We start from the raw sequence: 19,302 nt of genomic DNA on the forward strand, positions 1-19,302 counted from the left end.
GACAAAACGCCATCCGATCGAACTGGATGGCGTTTTTTCTTGCCCGCCGCGCTCGCGCTACTCCACGAAGCGGCGTCTACAGCGGACTACAGCTACCAACTACAACTGCACCTGCACCTGCACACTTCTACTGCGATTAGTTGCCGAAGTACACCGAGTTACGGTTGGCTTTCGCCGGAACGACGGCGCGGCCGGCTTGCGACGTGCCGACAGCCGGAGCGCCGTAGCCGCTGGTGTCCGCGCGGTTGGCTGCGACGGCCGTGCCGCGCTGCGCATCGACGCGTGCTTGGGCTGCCTGGATGTCGGCCGGATAGTCGACGTCGCTGGTGTTCGGGTTGTAGCCGGCCTTTTCGAGTTGAACCAGTTCAGCGCGAACCTGAGCGCGGGTCACCGGCTGGCTGGCTTGAGCGAACGAAGCGACCGGAACAACGAGGGCGGCGGCGATTGCAACTGCGGAAATCAGGGTCTTCATGATTAACCTCCAAAGGACTTGTTGTGTTGTGCGCTTCGGGGTTTCTGCTTTTCCCTCAGCGATTGAAAACAAGTTTAGAGGCGTCACGATCTAGGGTAAACCCTTAAAGCAGCGAAACTCTATTGCTGCCATCGCAATAATCATTTCGCATTGTCCAATGCTTACAGTTAACCCACGATACATTTGGTAATAATGCGGTGTCTGGATGCTGATCCAGATGGAACAACGGCCCGGCGCGCTGTCACCGTCGCGCGCCGGGCCGTTTTCTCAACCGATCAGCTCCACTGTGCGTGGAAGCTGCCCGGCTTGTCGATGCGTTCGAACGTATGCGCGCCGAAAAAGTCGCGCTGCGCCTGCACGAGGTTCGCAGGCAGCCGCTCCGAGCGGTACGCGTCGAAATACGCGATCGCCGACGCGAACGCCGGTACCGGCACACCCGCGTTGACTGCCGCTACCACGACTTCGCGCAGCGCCGCCTGGTAGTTCTTCGCGATGTCGCGGAAGTACGGATCGAGCAGCAGGTTCGCGAGCGCCTTGTCCTTCGTGTAGGCGTCTGTGATCTTCTGCAGGAAGCGCGCGCGGATGATGCAGCCCGCGCGGAAGATCTTCGCGATCGTGCCGTAGTCGAGATCCCACTTGTACTCTTCCGACGCGGCACGCAACTGCGCGAAGCCCTGCGCGTACGAGATCACCTTGCTGAAGTACAACGCGCGACGCACCGATTCGATGAACGCCTCTTTCGCGCCTTCGAGCGGTTTGGCCTGCGGCCCTTCGAGCACCTTGCTCGCGGCCACGCGCTGCGTCTTCAGCGACGACAGCACGCGCGCGAACACCGCCTCGGTGATCAGCGGCAGCGGCGCGCCGAGGTCGAGCGCGTTCTGGCTGGTCCACTTGCCGGTGCCCTTCTGCGCGGCACGGTCGAGGATCACGTCGACCAGGTCCTTGCCAGTTTCGTCGTCCTTCTTGCTGAAGATCTTCGACGTGATTTCGATCAGATAGCTGTCGAGCTCGCCCTGGTTCCACTCGGTATAGACCTTGCCGAGTTCCTCGTTCGACAGACCGACGATCTGCTTCAACACCGCATAGCTTTCGGCGATCAGCTGCATGTCGCCGTACTCAATGCCGTTGTGCACCATCTTCACGAAGTGGCCCGCGCCGTCCGGTCCCATGTACGCGACGCAGGGCTCGCCGTCCGGCGCCTTCGCGGCGATCTCGGTGAGGATCGGCGCGACGAGGTCGTACGCGTCGCGTTGGCCGCCCGGCATGATCGACGGGCCTTTGAGCGCGCCTTCCTCGCCGCCCGATACGCCGGTGCCGATGAAATGCAGACCCGCCTTCGCGAGTTCCTGGTTGCGGCGGATCGTGTCGGTGAAAGGCGTGTTGCCGCCGTCGATCAGGATGTCGCCCTTTTCGAGCAGCGGCTTGAGCGAGGCAATGGTTGCGTCGGTCGGCTCGCCGGCCTTGACCATCATCAGAATGCGGCGCGGCTTTTCCAGCGAGTCGACGAACTCTTCCAGCGTGAAAGCCGGCACCAGTTTGCGGTCCGGATATTCGGCGATGAGTTCGTCGGTTTTCGCGCGGCTACGGTTGTAGACCGACACCGCGTGGCCGCGGCTCTCGATGTTGAGCGCCAGATTGCGGCCCATCACCGCCAGCCCCACCACGCCGATTGCCTGTTTGCTCATTTGAATTCTCCAGAGTCCAATAAATGTCGTGGCGCCGCGCTGCAAAAACACCGGCGCGGCGTCGAGGGTGAAAGGATAAAAGAAATGCGCGCTTGCCGCTCGATGGCGGGCAAGCACGCCGGTTGCCCGTGCTGCTGCGGTGCTCCTGCCGTGCCCCAGCTTGCGCGTAACGACAGATATTGTGCGCGCGTCCGGGTCTGGGCGGCGGGTCCGGTTTGGGATCGGACTGAGGTTTGGCGGCCCGCATGGACGAATGCGCGGCCCGCCGGTCTACCCGCTACCCCGCCCGCTTCCTGAACACCAGACTGAAGTTGTTCGCCGGCATCGCGACCACCCGTTCGCACGTGAGCCCCGCCGCGTCGCCGAGCGCGACGACCGCTTCCATATCGCGCACACCCCAATCGGGATCGCGACTCTTCAGCCATTGCTCGAACGCTTCGTTGCTCGGCGCCGTATGCGCGCCGCCGAGCCGGTAAGGACCGTACAGATAGAGCACGCCGCCGTCGACGAGCCGCCGCCCCGCGCCGTCGATGAGTGCCTGCGCCGCGCTCCACGGCGAGATGTGGATCATGTTGATGCAGACCACCGCGTCGAGCGCATCGACGCCCCAGTCGGGCTGATGCACGTCGAGCGCAAGCGGCGCGCGCACGTTTGCGAGCCCCGCATGCGCGGTCCACGCGGCAATCGACTCGCGTGCTTCTTCGTCGGCATCGCTCGGCTGCCAGTCGAGACCGGGCAGTGCGGCGGCGAACCAGATCGCGTGCTCACCGGTGCCGCTCGCGATTTCGAGCACGCGCCCGCGGGCCGGCAGCGCATCGCGCAGCACGGCGAGGATCGGTTCGCGATTGCGTTCGGCGGATGGCGAATGTTGCCGGGCGTCGGTCATGGTCGGCCTTGCGTTTCAGTTTCGCGTTTTACGTTAGTACAGCGTGGCGCGCACGCGTTCGGGAAGCTCGCGATCGTAGGCGGCCGCGTCGAATTTTTTGCCGTCGCTCGCGGCGAAGATGTGTTGCAGGATCTCGCCCGTGCTCGGCAGTTGCGAGCGCTCGATGTGACGCGCCGGGTCCCACAGCTGCGAGCGCACGATCGCCTTCGAGCAATGAAAGTACACGGCATCGACGTCGATCAGCAGCACCGTGCGCGGCAGTTTACCGTCGACGGCGAAACTGTCCAGCAGCGCCGCGTCGTTCGAGATGCGGCCGCGGCCGTTCACGCGCAACGTCTCGCCGACACCGGGGATCACGAACAGCAGCGCGAGGCGCGGATCGGCGATGACGTTGCGCAAGCTGTCGAGCCGGTTGTTGCCGGGGCGGTCCGGCAGCGCGAGCGTGCGTTCGTCGACGACGCGCACGAAGCCCGGTGCATCGCCGCGCGGCGAGCAGTCGAGACCGTCCGGGCCGCTCGTCGCGAGCACCGCGAACGGCGCGGCCGCGATGAACGCGCGATAGTCGTCGTTGACATAGGGGATCTCTTTGCGCAGCGAGCGCTCGGCTGGTTGTGCGTAGAGAGCTTCGAGTTGTTCGATCGTCGTCAGCATGCAGTTTCCTCGGGTTTTAATTGTGATTCGCGGAACGTACTCGTTTTCAATCGCCCGCCAGCAACCTGGCGAGCGCGCTCAAGGTATCACCGCACGGCGCGGCCACCTTCAGCGATAGCAGCGGATCGGCGCGCGTGCGGCCAAGATTGATCGCCGCGACCGGCTTGCCCTGGCGCTGCGCCCACACGCAGAAGCGGTAGCCCGAATACACCATCAGCGACGAGCCGGCCACCAGCACCGCGTCGGCCGCATCGAGCGCATGCGACGCCGCAACGACCCGCGCCTTCGGCACGTTCTCGCCGAAGAACACCACCGACGGCTTCAGCAGCCCGCCGCAGTTCGAGCATGCCGGCACGCGAAAACCGCCGAGATCGTGCCACTCGAGATGCGCGTCGCCATCGGCGGCGGCTTCGGCCGTGACGTCGAGCAGCGCGGGGTTGTCGGCTTCGAGCGTCTGCTGGATCGCCGCGCGCGAATGCTGCATGCCGCAGTCGAGACAACTGACGCCGTCGATGCCGCCATGCAGCTCGATCACGTCGCGGCTGCCCGCGCGCTGATGCAAGCCGTCGACGTTCTGCGTGACCAGCGTCGGCACGTGACCGGCCGCTTCGAGGCGCGCGAGCGCGACATGCGCGGCATTCGGCCGTGCGCGCGCGACCAGCGGCCAGCCGACCATGCTGCGCGCCCAGTAGCGCTGACGCATCGCCAGCGTGCCGAGGAACTCCTGCAGCGTGATCGGCGGCGAGCGCTTCCATGCGCCGTTGTCGTCGCGATAGCCGGGGATGCCGGAGTCGGTGCTGATGCCCGCGCCGGTCAGCACGAACAGGCGGGGATGACGCTGCACGAAGCGATGCAGATCGTCGAGCGTGTGCGGGTCGGCGAGGGATTCGGTCGGCGTGAGCTGAAGGTCGGTCATGACGGGGATCTGGAGTTGCTTGCGCGCATCAGCGGTGTGAGTTCGGTTTGCCGCGCCTGGCTGTCGAGCGACGCGCGTCCGCCTGCGGCTTCGACTTCGCGCCCTGCGTGTCCGGCCGCGCTTTGTGCGCCTGCCGCTTGTGCCACGCAGCCAGCGCGATCTCGTAGCGCTCCAGTGCTTCGTCGTAGAGATCGAATACGCACTGCGTGCAGCCGCTGTGACAGCAGTCGTCGAGATCGGGCCGCACGGGCGGCTGCGGCGGCGGGTCGTCGCTGGGTGTGGCGCGGGGCACGGCGCGTGGCTTTGCTCGGAGAGACGGCGGAGCGCCCAGTATAAGTTGAACGCGCACGCGCCGCTTCCGGTTGCAAGATGGCGCTGCGCGCCGCTCAGCCGCGCCCGACGAACGGCATCTTGCTCGCCATGATCGTCATGAACTGCACGTTCGCCGACAGCGGCAGGCTCGCCATATGCAGCACCGCGTCGGCGACATGCTGCACGTCCATCAGCGGCTCGACCGCGATCTCACCGTTCGCTTGCGGCACGCCGCGCGCCATCCGCGCGGCCATCTCGGTTCCCGCGTTGCCGATGTCGATCTGCCCGCACACGATGTCGTATTTGCGGCCGTCGAGCGACACCGCTTTCGTGAGCCCGGTAATCGCGTGTTTGGTCGCCGTATAGGCGGCGCTGTTCGGACGCGGCGCATGCGCGGAAATCGAGCCGTTGTTGATGATGCGGCCACCGCGCGGATTCTGCGTCTTCATCAGCCCGAACGCCGCGCGCGTGCAAAGGAATACGCCGTTCAGGTTGGTGTCGACGATCGAGCGCCATTCGTCGATGCTCACTTCATCGAGGTCGACGGGCGAGCCGTTGCGTCCCGCGTTGTTGAACAGCACATCGAGCCGGCCGAAGCGCGCGCGGATCGTGTCGAATAGCGCGGCGACGCTGTCGGCGTCGGTCACGTCGCACGACACCGCGAGCGCGTCGCCGTGCTGCGCCCGCGCTTCCTGCGCGACCGCGTCGAGCGCGGCCTGGCGGCGCCCGGCGAGCACCACGCTATAGCCGTGCTTCGCAAGCGTCAGGGCGCACGCGCGGCCGATGCCGCTGCCCGCGCCCGTCACCAGCGCCACTTTGCCGTTTCCTGATTGCCACATCGCGCTTCTCCTGTTGTGTTCGCTTGCGGTGCGCGCTTTTTGCGGCAATCGCTCCGATCGCCCTACACACGCGCGGCTCTTTTCGCTCCGCACCATACAACAGCGAATCGGCGATCGCAAACCGCTCCACGTCTTTCAGCCCCCTTTCACCGGGTACGTGGCCGCCGAACGCGGCACGTCGGCGCGCGCAACAGTGGTATCGTTCGCGGTTGCGCATCGCGCGCAAGATTCACAGCCTTCCCTGGACGGACCGAAGGCGTACTGGAAGCACGTTTGATGAATGAATGCCCGAACCCGCCGCGCCGCTGGCCGCGTAGCCGCAACTCCGCACTGCTGAACGGCACGATCGGCTGGCACGTGATCGTGCTGATCGGCGTGGCCGTCGCACCGGCCGCGTGGCCATGGTGGCTCGCCGCGATCGTCGCGAACCACGCGCTGTTTACGGTCACCGGACTATTGCCCCGCACGACGCTGCTCGGACCGAACTGGACCCGCCTGCCCGCGAGCCCGCGCAACGCGGATGCGATCGCGCTGACCATCGACGACGGCCCCGACCCAGTCGTCACACCGCAAGTGCTCGATCTGCTCGACGCGTTCGACGTGCGCGCGACGTTCTTCTGCATCGGCTCGAAGGTCGAGCGCTATCCGCAGCTCGCGCGTGAGATCGTCGCGCGCGGACATGCGCTCGAAAATCATTCGCAGATGCACGTGCATACGTTTTCGGTTACGTTCCCGCACGCGTTGACGCGCGAGATCGCCGCCGCGCAACGCACGCTCGAAACCGTCAGCGGCGCGCGGCCGATGTTCTTCCGCGCGCCCGCCGGGCTGCGCAACCTCTTTCTGGAGCCGGTGCTGCGCAAGCTCGATCTGCGTCTCGCGGCGTGGACACGGCGCGGCTACGATACGCGCGAGCGCAACCCGCACGTGGTCGCGCGGCGGCTGCTCGATGGCCTCGCCGCGCGCGACATCCTGTTGCTGCACGATGGCAACGCCGCGCTGACGATCGAAGGGCAGCCGCTGATTCTCGCGGTGCTGCCGAGCGTGATCGAAGCGGCGCGCGAGCGGCATCTGCGTTTCGTCACGCTGCGCGAAGCGCGCGTCGATGCGTAACCCACGCCCTTGAAATGACATCGCGTGGATACGACGCTACACGCGAAAATCTGCCGCCATGTCCTCGTCCGTACGCTCTTCGAGCTTGCCGCCGCGACACGCTTTGATGAGCAATGGTGCTGGCTTTCATGCTTTCTCTCCGTTTTTGCTTTGCCGCAGATGGCGTCGTTAAAACCGAGGGCTGCACGCGCGATCATAGCGGTCGGAGAAACCGCATCGGTAAAAATGTTCTGGCGCTTTTCCCGCACCACGCTGGCTGGAATCGCACGCAAAAGCGGACAAACTTACCGAGGTTCTTTGGGCCGAACTCACCGTCTGGTGAAAATTTCAATGTTCGTCGTGCCATGCACTTCAGCAAACGCAAAGCGCGCCGTATACCCATCCATGCAGGATTTGGCGACGCACGAATAGCCCTTGAAAAAGGGCGCGTTCCGCACTGTTCTAACGTGCGTCGCGCAAGGGAAAACGGAGAAAGCATGTTTGTCGCAATCGGCTGGGTCGTGGTAATCGGTTCTGTGATCGGAAGTTTTGTTGGCGTCGGCGGACATCTGCCGGCACTCGTACAGCCATTCGAATTGCTATGTATTTTCGGTGCGGCGATCGGCGCGTTCGTCGTTAGCAATCCGACCTCGACGCTGAAGAAAACCATCAAGGTGCTGCCGTCGTGCTTCAAGAGCGGCGGCTATACGAAAGAGAAATATCTGCAGCTGATCGCGCTGCTGTACGAACTGCTGCAAAAGGCACGCAAGGAAGGGATGATGGCGCTCGAAAGCGACGTCACCAACCCGGAAGAGAGCGTGATTTTCCAGAAGTACTCGCACGTGCTGGAGGATCATCATCTGCTCGATTTCATCGTCGACTATCTGCGCATGATCTCGGGCGGCAACGTCAACGTGCACGAAATGCAGGACCTGATGGACGAGGAGCTGGCCACGCATCACGCGGAAGCGTCGGTGGCGGCCAACGCGATTCAGAAGATGGCCGACGGCCTGCCCGCGTTCGGCATCGTCGCCGCGGTGATGGGTGTCGTGCACACGATGGGCTCGGTCGGCGCGCCGCCCGCCGTGCTCGGCGAGATGATCGCGGGCGCGCTGGTCGGCACCTTCCTCGGCATTCTGCTCGCGTATGGCTTTATCGGCCCCGTCGCCGATCTGCTGAACGCGAAAGGCCGCGCCGAAGCCAAGCCGTATCAATGCGTGAAGGCGGTGTTGCTCGCATCGCTGTCGGGCTACGCGCCGCCGGTCGCGGTGGAATTCGGCCGCAAGGTCCTGTTCACCGCCGACCGCCCGAGCTTCCAGGAACTCGACGACGCGGTGCGCGCGACCAAGATGCCGAAGTCGGCCTGACCCGGGGCGGCAACATGAGAGAAAGAAGATCGCGCGCGGCGCAGGTAGAAACGCCCGCGCCGGTGATCGTGCGCCGTTCGAGGAAGGGCGACGAGCACGGCACTCATCATGGCGGCGCGTGGAAGATCGCCTACGCCGACTTCGTCACCGCGATGATGGCGTTTTTCCTGCTGATGTGGCTGCTCGGCTCGACGTCGAAATACGACAAGCAGGGCATCGAGGATTACTTCAACACGCCGCTGTCGAGTCTGCTCGGCGGCAATGAAGGCACCGCAGCGGCGCGGCCGAGCGTCGTGCAGGGCGGCGGGCGCGACATCTCCGATACGCGGCACGGCGTCGGCACGAAGAGCCAGACCGAGCCGACTCCGCCGCGCGCCGCGACGCCCGCGGTCACGCCGATGGATGCGGAGCGCTTGCAGCAGTTGAAGGCGAAACTCAGCGCACTAATCGAGCAGAGCCCCGTGCTGAACGCGTTCAGGGACCAGATCCGCATCTCGATCACGAACGAGGGCCTGCGCATCGAGATCGTCGATTCGCAGAACCGGCCGATGTTCGCGTCCGGCAGCTCGAAGCTGCAGCCGTACGCGGTGACGATCCTCACGCAGATCGGCGCCGCGCTGAACGACGTGGACAACCGCATTTCGATCGCGGGCCACACCGACGCGGTGCCCTACACGGCCGGCCCCGAAGGCTACTCGAACTGGGAGCTGTCGTCCGAGCGCGCGAATGCCGCGCGGCGCGCGCTGGTTGCCGGTGGCATGCACGGCGAAAAGCTGCTGCAGGTGCGCGGCCTCGCCGACGTGCTGCCGCTGAACAGCCACGTCGCCGACGAGCCGACCAACCGGCGCATCAGCATCCTCGTGCTGAACAAGGCCGCGGAGCAGGCGTTCTTCCACGACGGCGGCCGCGCCACGCTCGATGAATCGTCGCCGGTGGGCGCAGCGCTTCCGGCCTGGTCGGCGCGGCTGCAACCGGGTTCGCGACCCGCTTTACAACCCGCTTCGCAGCCTGCTGTCCAACCTGTCATCGCCACTCGTAGTACCCCGTAGTATTTTCGCAACCGCCGGCTCGCATGCGCGCGAAAGCATATGCGACCGCGCGCGCACCGCGCGTAGAATCGAGCGCATGCGCCCTACCCTCGTTCCGCAGCGCGAGTCCGAGCTGCCGCTGCATACGCCCAGTGTGTCGTCGCTGACGTTGGCGGCGGTCATTGCGCTGATCGCGTGGATGGCAATCCTCGCGCAGGCCGACCTGACGATCGATCGCACGCTCGCGCGCGGTCTCACCGTGTTCGACGCGCTCGCGCGCATGAGCAGCTACCTGACCAATCTGACCGTGCTCGCCAGCGCATTCTGCTTCACCTGCGTCGCGCAGTGGAAGCACCGCTCGCCGCTCGTGCGCTTTTTCCGACAGCCGACCGTCGTGACTGCGGTGGTCGCGTACATGGTGTTCGTCGGCATAGCGTACAACGTGCTGTTGCGCGGACTGTGGCCGCTGTCGCCCTACCGGCTCCTGCTCAACGAGTCGCTGCACAGCGTGCTGCCGATGCTCGCCGCGCTCTACTGGGTGCTGTTCGTGCCGCGCTTCCATCTGCGCTTGCGCCACTGCCTGTTATGGCTCGTCTATCCGCTCGCCTATCTCGGCATCACGTTCTGGCGCGGCAGCCTGTCGGATTTCTATCCGTATCCGTTCATCGACGTCGAAACGCTCGGGCTGCGCCAGGTGCTCGTCAATTCCGCGCTGCTGTTCGGCGGTTTTCTGATGCTGCTGGCGGTCTTCGTCGGCATCAATTCCAGGCGCCGACGATGATGTTCCAGCACATTCCATCTGGCCGGATGCGTTGCGCCGCGTTGCCGGGCGCACTTCTTGCACCCCTTTCGTCACTGACGCAGGCTGACGCCGCACTGGCGCGGCTTGCGCGGCGCCCTTGTGCGGGCGTGTTGCAATTGCAGCGGGCCCGCACGTAAATATGACTACAGGAGCGATGCATATGGACACGAATTCAGCGGCAGGCGCGGTAAAGGAAGTCGCCGGCAAGGTGCAAAGCGCGGTCGGCGACGCAGTCGGCGACACCAGCGCGCAGGTGGCGGGCAAGGCGCGCGAGTTGAGCGGCAAAGCGCAGCAGTTATGCGCGAACACGACGAGCCTCGTGCGCGACACGACGGCCGAAAACCCGTTCACGACGCTGGCCGTCGTCGCACTCGCCGGGTTCGTGATGGGCGCGCTGTGGTCGCGCGGCGGGCGCGACTACGACTAAAGCAGGCACGGCGCACCGGATTTTAAACGCCGATCGACAGTGCGAAGCAGTCGCACCAAAGCGGGCGCTCTGCTACAAGCGGATCGCCCGCTGCTTTACTAGCCGCTCTTCTTCTTGCGGCCGGCGCCCATCTCCAGTTCGATCCACGTCGGCGCGTGGTCGCTGGCGTGCGGTTCGCCGCGCACCCAGCGGTCGACGCCCGCGTTGCGCAGACGCGGCGCGAGATCGGCGCTCAGCAGCAGATGATCGATGCGCAGCCCCGAATTCGTGTCCCAATGACGGCGGAAATAATCCCAGAACGTGTACACGCGCTTGTCGCCGAAATGCGTGCGCAGCGCATCGGTCCAGCCTTGCGCGAGCAGCTTGCGATAGCGCTCGCGGCTCTCCGGCTGCAACAGCGCGTCCTTTAGCCACGAGCGCGGGTTGTAGATGTCTTCGTCGGTCGGCACGACGTTGAAGTCGCCTGCGATCACGACCGGGTGGCCGCTCTCGTAGAGTTGCGCCGCATGCGCGATCAGATGATCGAACCACGCGAGCTTGTAGTCGAACTTGGGGCCCGGCTGCGGATTGCCGTTCGGCAGGTACAGACACACGATCAGCACGCCGCCGACCGCAGCCTCGATGTAACGGCTATGCGTGTCGTCTTCGAAACCGGGCAAACCGCGCCGCCGTTCGAGCGGCGCGTCGCCTTTGGCCAGAATCGCCACGCCGTTCCACGCGCTCTGGCCTTGCCACACGGAGCCATAGCCGGCTTCGCGCAATGCGTCGACGGGAAACGCGCTATCCACCGCCTTCAGTTCCTGCAGACACACGACGTCCGGCGCCTCGCGCTCGAGCCATTGCAATAGCGCTGCCTGGCGCGAACGGATTCCGTTGATATTGAACGTCGCAATGCGCAGCTTCGCCATGATCGTCCCTCCGTCGCTATGGCACCGCGAGCACCGACCCCATTTTGGCGCGGTTGGCCCGTTCCAAATTTATCACCCGCAAATTTCCATCCCGCTCGAATTGTCGACATCCGCTGCAAAGCTACCCGCAAGTCTGTTCAATGGCGCCCAAAGCAAATGCTAATCGGACGGTAACACGATGTGTATTGCATTATAATCTTGTGCGCCCATGAGCCGCCGGCGCGACGCCGACTCTGGCGAGGCGGGTTGCCCGCCTTTTTTACTGACTGACTTGAAACCGTTTCAATGGAAGCTGCAATGAACGCTGCCCCCGCATGCCCGCAATGCGCAATGGAAAACACCTACCCTGACGGCACGCTGTACGTGTGCGCGGACTGCGGTCACGAATGGTCGGCGAACGCTGGCGCCGACGCGAGCGACGAACCCGCGGGCAGCGTCGTCAAGGATGCAAATGGCAACGTGCTGGCCGACGGTGATTCGGTCGTGCTGATCAAGGATCTGCGCGTCAAGGGTTCGTCGATCACGCTGAAGATGGGCACCAAGGTGAAGAGCATCCGGATCGTCGGCGGCGATCACGAAATCGACTGCAAGACCGACGCCGGCAGTTTCATGCTCAAGGCCTGCTTTCTGAAGAAGGTCTGAGGGGCCGTTCGCCGTTGGCGGCCCCGCTCCGAGGCGCGATCCGCGCGGCATGATTCAATCGACTGGTTGGCTACCCGAGCATACCGAGAATGGCTGAGGATCGAACCTCGTACGACGCGTTCGTCAAATTCCTGTCCACGCCAATCAGTGATGGGCAACCGTTCGTGCTGGAGACGCAGCACGCGGTGTCGCTACACTTCGATCACTTCGCCACTCAGAGCTTCATGTCGCTCAGGAACCCGGAGAAGCTCACGCTCGGCTATACCCGCGCGATGATGGGATTTCTGTTGCTGCGGCCCGCCCCCACGCACATCTGCATGATCGGACTAGGTGGGGGATCGCTGGCGAAATATTGCTATCGGCATCTGCCTGAGGTCGCGATCGACGCAGTCGAGATCAGCCCCGAGGTGATCGCGCTGCGTGACGTATTCAGGATTCCCGCGGACGACGCGCGTTTCAAGGTGATTTGCGCCGATGGCGCGGACTACCTGATGCAGGATGACATCCGCACGGACGTGATCCTGCTCGATGCGTTTGTCGCGGAAGGGATGGCGAGCCGTTGTGCGAACCTCGCATTCTTCGCCGCCTGTCGCGAGCGCTTGACCGAAACGGGCGTCCTCGTCATCAACTTGACGGACGACGATCCGGCCATACCGCAGCACCTCGAGTGGCTGAGATCCGTATTTGGCGTTTGCTATGCGATCGTTCGGTGCGGCGACGACAGCAACTTCGTCGCGTTCGCCTGGAAAAGCGGGCGGCGTTTGCCGCCCAGGCAAGTGCTATTCGAGCGCGCCCTGTCGTTTGCCTTTGCGGACGAACTCAAACTGTCCGCCACTGCTCGCCATCTGAAAGAGGGCGAGCGCCTCGATCCGAAGCGGCTGGTCTGGCGTGAGCAAGGACAAGGGCATTGGGAAATCGGCGGTTGACCGGCGCGAGGTCAACCCGGGCGTCAGCGGCCACGCTTGGCGAGCGGGCTCTTGGTCTTGTAGGTCACGCCGTGACGCTCGAGATACTCGCGGATCAGTTGGCGGACGACTTGTGACGGCGTCAGATCCTGCGCCGAGCAGAGCATTTCAAATGCCTCTTTCTTGGCGGGGTCGATCAGGACGGTCAGGCGTGCGGTTTTCGTTTCCATTGCGAGGACGGGTCGGCAAATATGCTAACCAAATTATAATGCATTTGCTTTCGACGGCACGACCAGAACCGGCATTTCAGGCCAGCATTCTCCCCGCCTCGCGTGAGCTCAGTGCCTGCGCTCGAACCGGCAGAGATAGGTCAGCAGATCATCGACGACGGGCACGATCGCGAGCGTGACGAGTACGCCAGCGAGCGGCACGGTCGACACGTAGCCCACATGCTTGAAACCGATTGCGCCGAGCAGGCCGCCCACGAAGAACGCCGCTAGCATCGTGCCGTGGATCCTCAGCTTCGCGCGGTTTGCGATGACCGCGTGCTCGTCGTCGACGAGCGCCGACCGATTCCAGTAAAAAAGCTTACCCAACTCGATACCGAGGTCCGTGACGATACCGGTCATGTGCGTCGTCCGGATCTCCGCGCCCGACAGCTTGGTGATCATCGCATTCTGCAGCCCCATGATGAAGCACAGCAGGATCACGGTCAGAGGGACGAAGAAGGCTTCGCGTAGCGCGAGGTGGCTGCCGAGCAGACCGAACAGCAACAGCAGCGCGGCCTCGACCACCAGCGGCAGCACGTACTGGCTTTGCAGGCTGCGGCGGCGCCCCCAATTGACGAGCACGGCCGAGCAACCCGCTCCGACCAGAAACGATGCCAGCGAACCGATGCCGGCCAGCACCAGCCGGAGGTCCCCGAGCGCCGCCTGGTCCGCGATCGCCGACACGATGCCGCTCATGTGCGACGTGTATTGCCTGACCGCGAGGAAGCCGCCGGCATTGGTGGCACCGGCGACGAAGGCGAGAGAAAACCCGAGCTGACGGTTCGCGCTCGTGCTGCGGTGTTTTCCCGTCAGGCTTCGAAAGTACTGCGCAGGCATAGGATCTTCACTCAATCGCTTGAAACAACAGCAAATACGTGGCGGACATGTGGCTCACATGATAATGACATTATCATATCCTGTTATCCAGATTGGTTTCTGATGTCATAATGCGCTTCGAGTGAGGCCGGCAAGCCGGAGCTCATTCCATGCTCCTCGTCCAATCCGAGCGTACTGGAGACATTCCGGATGGCACCCTTCCCGGTCGTCCATTTCGTCCTGCTGGTCGCAGCCGCCTGGCTCGCGGTCGGCACGCTGGGTCTCGGAGTTCTGCATCGCACGCGATTCGTCGCACACGGACTGTTTCCGCTCGGCGCGCTGGGAGGGCTGCTGCTGGGTGCGGCGGGACTCGCCGGCATCTTCAACGAACCAACCACCGCCGTGCTGCCCATCGGCCTGCCCGGGTTGCCGTTCCATCTGCGCGTCGATGCGCTATCCGGCTATTTCCTGTTCGTGCTGGGTGTCGTCAGCGCGGGGATCGGCGCCTTTTCCGCCGGTTATTTCCGCAAGGGGGAAGGGTCGGCGCCCGGACTCATCTGTTTCGAGTACCACGTTTGCATCGCGAGCATCGCGCTCGTGCTGATCGCCGACGACGCGTATGTGTTCATGGTCGCCTGGGAAACGCTGACGCTGTCCGCGACGTTCCTCGTGATGACCAACCATCGGATCGCCGAGATCCGCCGCGCGGGTTACCTGTATTTCCTGATCTCACACGTCGGCGCGCTCGCGCTGCTGCTTTGCTTCGGCATCCTGCAGGCGCGCACCGGAGACTACACGTTTGCCAACCTGCGCGCGCAGTCGCCCGACGCGTTCTGGGCTTCGCTCGCCTTCCTGTTCGCGCTGGTCGGATTCGGCGCCAAGGCGGGCGTGTTCCCGTTGCACGTGTGGCTGCCGGACGCCCATCCCGCGGCGCCATCCCCCGTATCGGCGCTGCTCAGCGGGTTCGTGCTGAAGGTCGGTCTGTATGGCCTGATCCGCACCGTGTTCGACCTGCTGCATCTGCAGATCGCCTGGTGGGGCGTGCTGCTGCTCGTGCTGGGTATCGGCACAGCGCTGCTCGGCGTGGTGTTCAGTACGATCCAGGTCGACATGAAGCGTCTGCTCGCGTATTCGTCGATCGACAACGTCGGCCTGATGATCGTCGCGCTCGGGCTCGCGGTGCTGTTTCGCGCGTACGGAATGACGGAGCTGTCCGCGCTTGCGTTGACCGCGATGCTCTACCAGATCGTCGCGCATGCGGCCTTCAAGAGCCTGCTGTTCCTCGGCACCGGGGCCGTGCTGCACGCCACCGGGGAGCGCAATCTCGGCAAGCTCGGCGGCCTGATCCGTGTGATGCCGTGGACCGCCTGGGCCGTGCTCACAGGCGTCGCGGCCAGCGCCGGCTTGCCTCCGATGAGCGGCTTCGTTGCGGAATGGCTGCTGCTGCAAAGCTTCCTGTTCACGCCCGCTCTGCAGAACTCCGTGCTGGCGATGACGGTGCCGATCGCAGCCGCGCTCGTCGCGATGACGGCAGCGCTGGCCGGCTACACGATGGTCAAGTTCTTCGGCATCGTCTTCCTCGGGCAGCCGAGAGAGGCGAAACTGAGTCGCGCACACGACGCGAACAGATGGGAACGGCTCGCGTTCTGCTGGTTCGCGGTGGCCGGTGTGCTGCTGGGACTGATGCCCACGCAGTTCGTCAAGGTGCTGGACCGGGTCACGCGCGTGCTCGTCGGTGCCGGAATCGGCGCGGAGAATCATGGCTGGCTGATCTTCGTGCCCGTATCGAGCGCGCGGGCGAGCTATATGCCCGTCGTGTTCATGCTGTTTTTCGTCGCCTGCTGCGGCCTTGCGTGGGTGCTGGTACGGCGCTTCTACCACGGTCGGCTGCGACGGGCCGCGCCGTGGAGTTGCGGCTTCCCGTTCACGACCGCGCGGATGCAGGACACGGCGGAAGGCTTCGGGCAACCGATCCGGGAGATCTTCGCGCCGCTGCTGCGCATCGAGCGGCAATTGCCGTCGCCGTTCGACGCGCAGCCGGCCTACCGGGTCTCGGTCGCCGACCGCACGTGGTCGATTCTCTATGACCGTATCGCGGCACTCACGCAACGCGCGGCGGAATGGGCGGGACGGCTGCAGACGGGCAGGATCGCCGTGTACCTGACCTTCAGCTTCGCCGTGCTGATCCTGCTCCTGATGCTGGTGAGACGATGGTGAGACGATGGTGACCCTATCCGGCGTGCTATCGCAAAGCCTCGAGATCATCGTGGCGCTTGCCGCCGCGCCACTGCTCACGGGCTGGGTCAACCAGTGCCGCGCGTGGCTGCAGAACCGGCGCGCGCCCAGCATCTGGCAGCCGTACCGGATGCTCCACAAGCTGTTCAACAAGGAGTCGGTCGTCGCTCATGGCGCGAGTCCGGTGTTCCGTGGCGCGCCCTATGTCGTGTGGGCAGCGATGACGCTCGCCTGCGCAGTCGTGCCGACGCTGTCGACCGAATTGCCGCTGTCTCCCGCCGCGGATGCGATCGCGCTCGTCGGCCTGTTCGCGTTCGCGCGCGTCGCGCTATCGCTAGCTGCAATGGATGTCGGCACGGCCTTCGGCACGCTCGGCGCGCGCCGCGAGATGCTGGTCGGTTTTCTCGCGGAACCGGCCTTGCTGATGGTGCTGCTGTCGGCCTCGCTGATCACGCAGTCGACGCTGCTCACGAGCATCGTCGCGACGCTCGGACACAGCGAGCTGACGATCTATCCGAGCCTGGCGTTTGCCGGCATAGCGTTCACGCTGGTGTCGCTCGCCGAGAATGCGCGGCTGCCCGTCGACAACCCGACCACCCACCTCGAGCTGACGATGATCCACGAGGCGCTGATCCTCGAATATTCGGGGCGGCACCTCGCGCTGATGGAATGGGCGGCCAGTCTCAAACTGTTCGCCTACTCGTGCATCGGCATTGCGTTGTTCATGCCGTGGGGGATCGCCGCGGCGGGTAATCCGCTCGCGCTGGTGTTCGCGGTGCCGGCACTGTTCGTCAAGCTGATGGTGGGCGGCGCCGCGCTGGCGGTGGTCGAGACCGCCAACGCGAAGATGCGGATTTTCCGGGTTCCGGAGTTCCTTGCGACCGCCTTCCTGCTCGCCGTGATCGGCATGCTCGTCCATCTGCTGCTGGGAGCCTGAATGCACGCCTACGCGACGCAACTGATCAATTTCCTCGCGGCCGTGCTGCTGATGCTGTCGTTCGCGATGCTGAGCCAGCGCCGCATCCTGTCGCTGATCCATCTCTATACGCTGCAGGGTGTCGCGCTGGTGCTGGCAATCCTGATCCTCGGATTCGTGACGGGCGATGCGCACCTGTACGTGTCGGCCGGACTGACGCTCGTGCTGAAGGTCGGCTTGATTCCGTGGATTCTGTATCGGCTCGTGCGCAGGCTCGACATTCAGGCCGACGTCGAGCCGCTGATCAACATTCCGACCACGCTGCTGATCGGCATCGTGCTCGTGATCATCGCGTTCAACGTCGCGTCGCCGATCAGCCAGCTTGCGACGTCGGCGGCGCGCGGCACGCTCGGCATCGCACTGGCGTGCGTGCTGTTGTCGTTCATGGCGATGATCACGCGCGCGAAGGCGGTTCCCCAGGTGATCGGCTTCCTGTCGATGGAGAACGGGCTGTTCTTTGCCGCCACGGCCGCCACCAATGGCATGCCGATGATCGTGGAACTCGGTATCGGGCTCGACGTGCTGGTCGGGATTCTGATTCTGGGCGTGTTCATGTTCCAGATTCGCGAGCAGTTCGACAGCCTGGACATCCATCACCTCGAGAAACTCAAAGATGAATGACGCCCACGTCGTGCTCGCCGTGCTGGGCATTCCGCTGGTGGCGGCCGCGTCTCTGGCGGCCGTGCGTCCTGCCCGGGTGGCGCGCAACCTGAACGCCGGCTTCAGCTTCGTGACGTTCGCGGCGACGCTCGTGCTCGCCGCGCGCACCGTCGAACACGGACCGTCGTTCGCATTCGACCGTGCATTCTTCGTCGATCCCCTGAACGTGTACCTCGTCGCGCTGACTGCCTTCGTCGGCTGGACGACGTCGCTGTTTTCGCGGCCCTACATGCAGATCGAAGAAGCGCGCGGGCGGATGACCGCGCCGCGCATGCGCCTCTATCACAGCATGTACCAGTTGTTCATGTTCGCGATGCTGCTCGCGCTGCTGACCAATAACCTGGGCGTGCTGTGGGTCGCGATGGAGGGCGCCACGCTCGCGACCGTGCTGCTCGTCAGCGTCTATCGGACCGCCGCAAGCCTCGAGGCCGCCTGGAAGTACTTCATCCTGTGCGGTGTCGGCATCGCGCAGGCCTTGTTCGGCACGATCCTGCTGTACCTCGCCGCGAGCCGGCAACTGAGCGACGGCGACGCGTTGCTGTGGACGAGCCTTGCCGCCGTCAGGACGCACCTCGATCCGTCCATCGTGTCGATCGCCTTCGTGTTCCTGCTGGTCGGCTACGGCACGAAAGTCGGACTCGTGCCGATGCACAACTGGCTGCCGGACGCGCACGCCGAAGGCCCGACACCGATCTCAGCAGTGCTGTCCGGGCTGCTGCTGAACGTCGCGCTGTACGCGGTGCTGCGCTGCAAGGTGCTGGCGGACGGCGCGCTCGGCAATGGCCTGCCGGGACGGTTGCTGGTCGGGTTCGGGCTCGTATCGGTGCTGATCGCGTCGTTCTCGCTGTTTCGGCAGAAGGACGTCAAGCGGCTGTTCTCGTATTCGTCGATCGAGCACATGGGACTGATGACGTTCGCGTTCGGCCTCGGCGGCCCGGTCGCGACGTTCGCCGGTCTGCTGCATATGACCGTCCATTCTCTGGTCAAGTCGGCGATCTTTTTTGCGGTGGGCCACGCGGCGCAAAAGACGGGAACGCAGGCGATCGAAGGCATTCGCGGGCTGCTGCAGGTCAGCCCGACGGTCGGCTGGGGCATGATGCTCGGCGCGCTCGCGATTCTCGGCCTGCCGCCGTTCGGCGTGTTTGCAAGCGAGTTCCTGATCCTGACGACCGCGATGAACACGCTACCGTGGACAGCGCCGCTGTTGCTGCTCGGCCTCGCCGTTGCATTCGCGGCGATCTTCGCGCGCGTGCAGCGCATGGTGTTCGGTGAGACGACGACGGCAAAACCGCTCGAGCATCGTCCCGCGCCGCTGCCGGTCTTCGTGCATCTGGGTCTGGGGTTGATGCTGGGCCTCTATGTGCCACCGTACCTGGCGACGTGGTATCGCCAGGCTGCAACGATGTTGGCGGGGTGA

The 19,302-nt window shown here is 64.5% G+C and carries 22 protein-coding genes; 12 read left to right on the forward strand and 10 right to left on the reverse strand.

The features are described from left to right. Positions 1-136: 136 nt before the first annotated feature. The 7 genes from GCT19_RS23060 to GCT19_RS23090 form a co-directional block, all read right to left on the reverse strand. The gene (locus tag GCT19_RS23060; protein ID WP_018437130.1) at positions 137-472 is read right to left on the reverse strand and encodes a DUF4148 domain-containing protein; all 336 of its coding nucleotides are present in this window, start codon (positions 470-472) and stop codon (positions 137-139) included. Positions 473-747: 275 nt separating this feature from the next. Further along, complete coding sequence (gene gndA, locus GCT19_RS23065; protein ID WP_152853202.1) at positions 748-2,157, reverse strand: NADP-dependent phosphogluconate dehydrogenase; 1,410 nt, start codon at positions 2,155-2,157, stop codon at positions 748-750. A 277-nt stretch (positions 2,158-2,434) separates the two neighbouring features. Continuing rightward, positions 2,435-3,043: a DUF938 domain-containing protein gene (locus GCT19_RS23070; protein ID WP_152853203.1), complete on the reverse strand. Its 609-nt coding sequence runs from the start codon at positions 3,041-3,043 to the stop codon at positions 2,435-2,437. Positions 3,044-3,076: 33 nt separating this feature from the next. Further along, a complete protein-coding gene (locus GCT19_RS23075; protein ID WP_018437133.1) occupies positions 3,077-3,694 on the reverse strand; it encodes a pyridoxamine 5'-phosphate oxidase family protein in 618 nt (205 codons plus the stop codon). 46 nt (positions 3,695-3,740) lie between these two features. Next, positions 3,741-4,610 carry an NAD-dependent protein deacetylase gene (locus GCT19_RS23080; protein ID WP_152853204.1) on the reverse strand — a complete coding sequence of 290 codons (870 nt, stop codon included), beginning with the start codon at positions 4,608-4,610 and terminating at the stop codon, positions 3,741-3,743. 28 nt (positions 4,611-4,638) lie between these two features. Further along, entirely contained in the window at positions 4,639-4,902 is a 264-nt protein-coding gene (locus GCT19_RS23085; protein ID WP_176136703.1) for an oxidoreductase-like domain-containing protein, read from the reverse strand. A gap of 94 nt (positions 4,903-4,996) precedes the next feature. Continuing rightward, positions 4,997-5,761, reverse strand: coding sequence for an SDR family oxidoreductase (locus tag GCT19_RS23090; RefSeq protein WP_018437136.1), 765 nt, complete (start codon positions 5,759-5,761; stop codon positions 4,997-4,999). A 276-nt stretch (positions 5,762-6,037) separates the two neighbouring features. Between GCT19_RS23090 and GCT19_RS23095 the strand changes: the two genes are divergently transcribed. The 6 genes from GCT19_RS23095 (at position 6,038) to GCT19_RS23120 (ending at position 10,474) form a co-directional block, all read left to right on the forward strand. Continuing rightward, positions 6,038-6,871, forward strand: coding sequence for a polysaccharide deacetylase family protein (locus tag GCT19_RS23095; RefSeq protein ID WP_152853205.1), 834 nt, complete (start codon positions 6,038-6,040; stop codon positions 6,869-6,871). A 24-nt stretch (positions 6,872-6,895) separates the two neighbouring features. Beyond that, complete coding sequence (locus GCT19_RS23100) at positions 6,896-7,282, forward strand: hypothetical protein (RefSeq protein ID WP_152853206.1); 387 nt, start codon at positions 6,896-6,898, stop codon at positions 7,280-7,282. Positions 7,283-7,347: 65 nt separating this feature from the next. Then, a complete protein-coding gene (gene motA, locus GCT19_RS23105; RefSeq protein WP_018437138.1) occupies positions 7,348-8,217 on the forward strand; it encodes a flagellar motor stator protein MotA in 870 nt (289 codons plus the stop codon). A gap of 14 nt (positions 8,218-8,231) precedes the next feature. Continuing rightward, positions 8,232-9,266 (forward strand): flagellar motor protein MotB, encoded by a 1,035-nt coding sequence (gene motB, locus GCT19_RS23110; RefSeq protein ID WP_152853207.1) that lies wholly within the window; start codon positions 8,232-8,234, stop codon positions 9,264-9,266. A gap of 76 nt (positions 9,267-9,342) precedes the next feature. Beyond that, a complete protein-coding gene (locus GCT19_RS23115) occupies positions 9,343-10,026 on the forward strand; it encodes a Pr6Pr family membrane protein (protein ID WP_018437140.1) in 684 nt (227 codons plus the stop codon). Positions 10,027-10,207: 181 nt separating this feature from the next. Further along, the gene (locus tag GCT19_RS23120; RefSeq protein ID WP_013091250.1) at positions 10,208-10,474 is read left to right on the forward strand and encodes a CsbD family protein; all 267 of its coding nucleotides are present in this window, start codon (positions 10,208-10,210) and stop codon (positions 10,472-10,474) included. 98 nt (positions 10,475-10,572) lie between these two features. Here GCT19_RS23120 and xth read toward each other — a convergent pair whose 3' ends face one another. Then, complete coding sequence (xth, locus tag GCT19_RS23125; RefSeq protein ID WP_018437141.1) at positions 10,573-11,382, reverse strand: exodeoxyribonuclease III; 810 nt, start codon at positions 11,380-11,382, stop codon at positions 10,573-10,575. Between the two features lie 297 nt (positions 11,383-11,679). Here xth and GCT19_RS23130 point away from each other — a divergent pair, with 297 nt between their 5' ends. Together GCT19_RS23130 and GCT19_RS23135 are read left to right on the forward strand one after the other, a co-directional pair. Beyond that, a complete protein-coding gene (locus tag GCT19_RS23130) occupies positions 11,680-12,024 on the forward strand; it encodes a zinc ribbon domain-containing protein YjdM (protein ID WP_026229011.1) in 345 nt (114 codons plus the stop codon). 89 nt (positions 12,025-12,113) lie between these two features. Beyond that, a complete protein-coding gene (locus tag GCT19_RS23135) occupies positions 12,114-12,950 on the forward strand; it encodes a spermine/spermidine synthase domain-containing protein (RefSeq protein ID WP_152853208.1) in 837 nt (278 codons plus the stop codon). Between the two features lie 23 nt (positions 12,951-12,973). Here the strand turns inward: GCT19_RS23135 and GCT19_RS23140 are convergent, their stop codons facing one another. Further along, positions 12,974-13,159, reverse strand: coding sequence for a CopG family transcriptional regulator (locus GCT19_RS23140; protein ID WP_013091246.1), 186 nt, complete (start codon positions 13,157-13,159; stop codon positions 12,974-12,976). 108 nt (positions 13,160-13,267) lie between these two features. Then, positions 13,268-14,035, reverse strand: coding sequence for a YoaK family protein (locus tag GCT19_RS23145; protein ID WP_152853209.1), 768 nt, complete (start codon positions 14,033-14,035; stop codon positions 13,268-13,270). Positions 14,036-14,224: 189 nt separating this feature from the next. Here GCT19_RS23145 and hyfB point away from each other — a divergent pair, with 189 nt between their 5' ends. The 4 genes from hyfB to GCT19_RS23165 are packed head-to-tail and all read left to right on the forward strand — an operon-like array spanning position 14,225 to position 19,302. Further along, positions 14,225-16,231 (forward strand): hydrogenase 4 subunit B, encoded by a 2,007-nt coding sequence (gene hyfB / locus GCT19_RS23150; protein WP_152853210.1) that lies wholly within the window; start codon positions 14,225-14,227, stop codon positions 16,229-16,231. 4 nt (positions 16,232-16,235) lie between these two features. Next, positions 16,236-17,186 carry a respiratory chain complex I subunit 1 family protein gene (locus GCT19_RS23155; protein WP_013091243.1) on the forward strand — a complete coding sequence of 317 codons (951 nt, stop codon included), beginning with the start codon at positions 16,236-16,238 and terminating at the stop codon, positions 17,184-17,186. Next, positions 17,187-17,846 carry a formate hydrogenlyase gene (locus GCT19_RS23160; RefSeq protein WP_152853211.1) on the forward strand — a complete coding sequence of 220 codons (660 nt, stop codon included), beginning with the start codon at positions 17,187-17,189 and terminating at the stop codon, positions 17,844-17,846. It begins immediately after the preceding gene. After that, complete coding sequence (locus tag GCT19_RS23165) at positions 17,839-19,302, forward strand: hydrogenase 4 subunit F (protein WP_018437146.1); 1,464 nt, start codon at positions 17,839-17,841, stop codon at positions 19,300-19,302. Before GCT19_RS23160 ends, GCT19_RS23165 begins: the two co-directional genes overlap by 8 nt.

Source organism: Paraburkholderia atlantica, assembly GCF_009362785.1.
Taxonomy (GTDB): Bacteria; Pseudomonadota; Gammaproteobacteria; order Burkholderiales; family Burkholderiaceae; genus Paraburkholderia; species Paraburkholderia atlantica.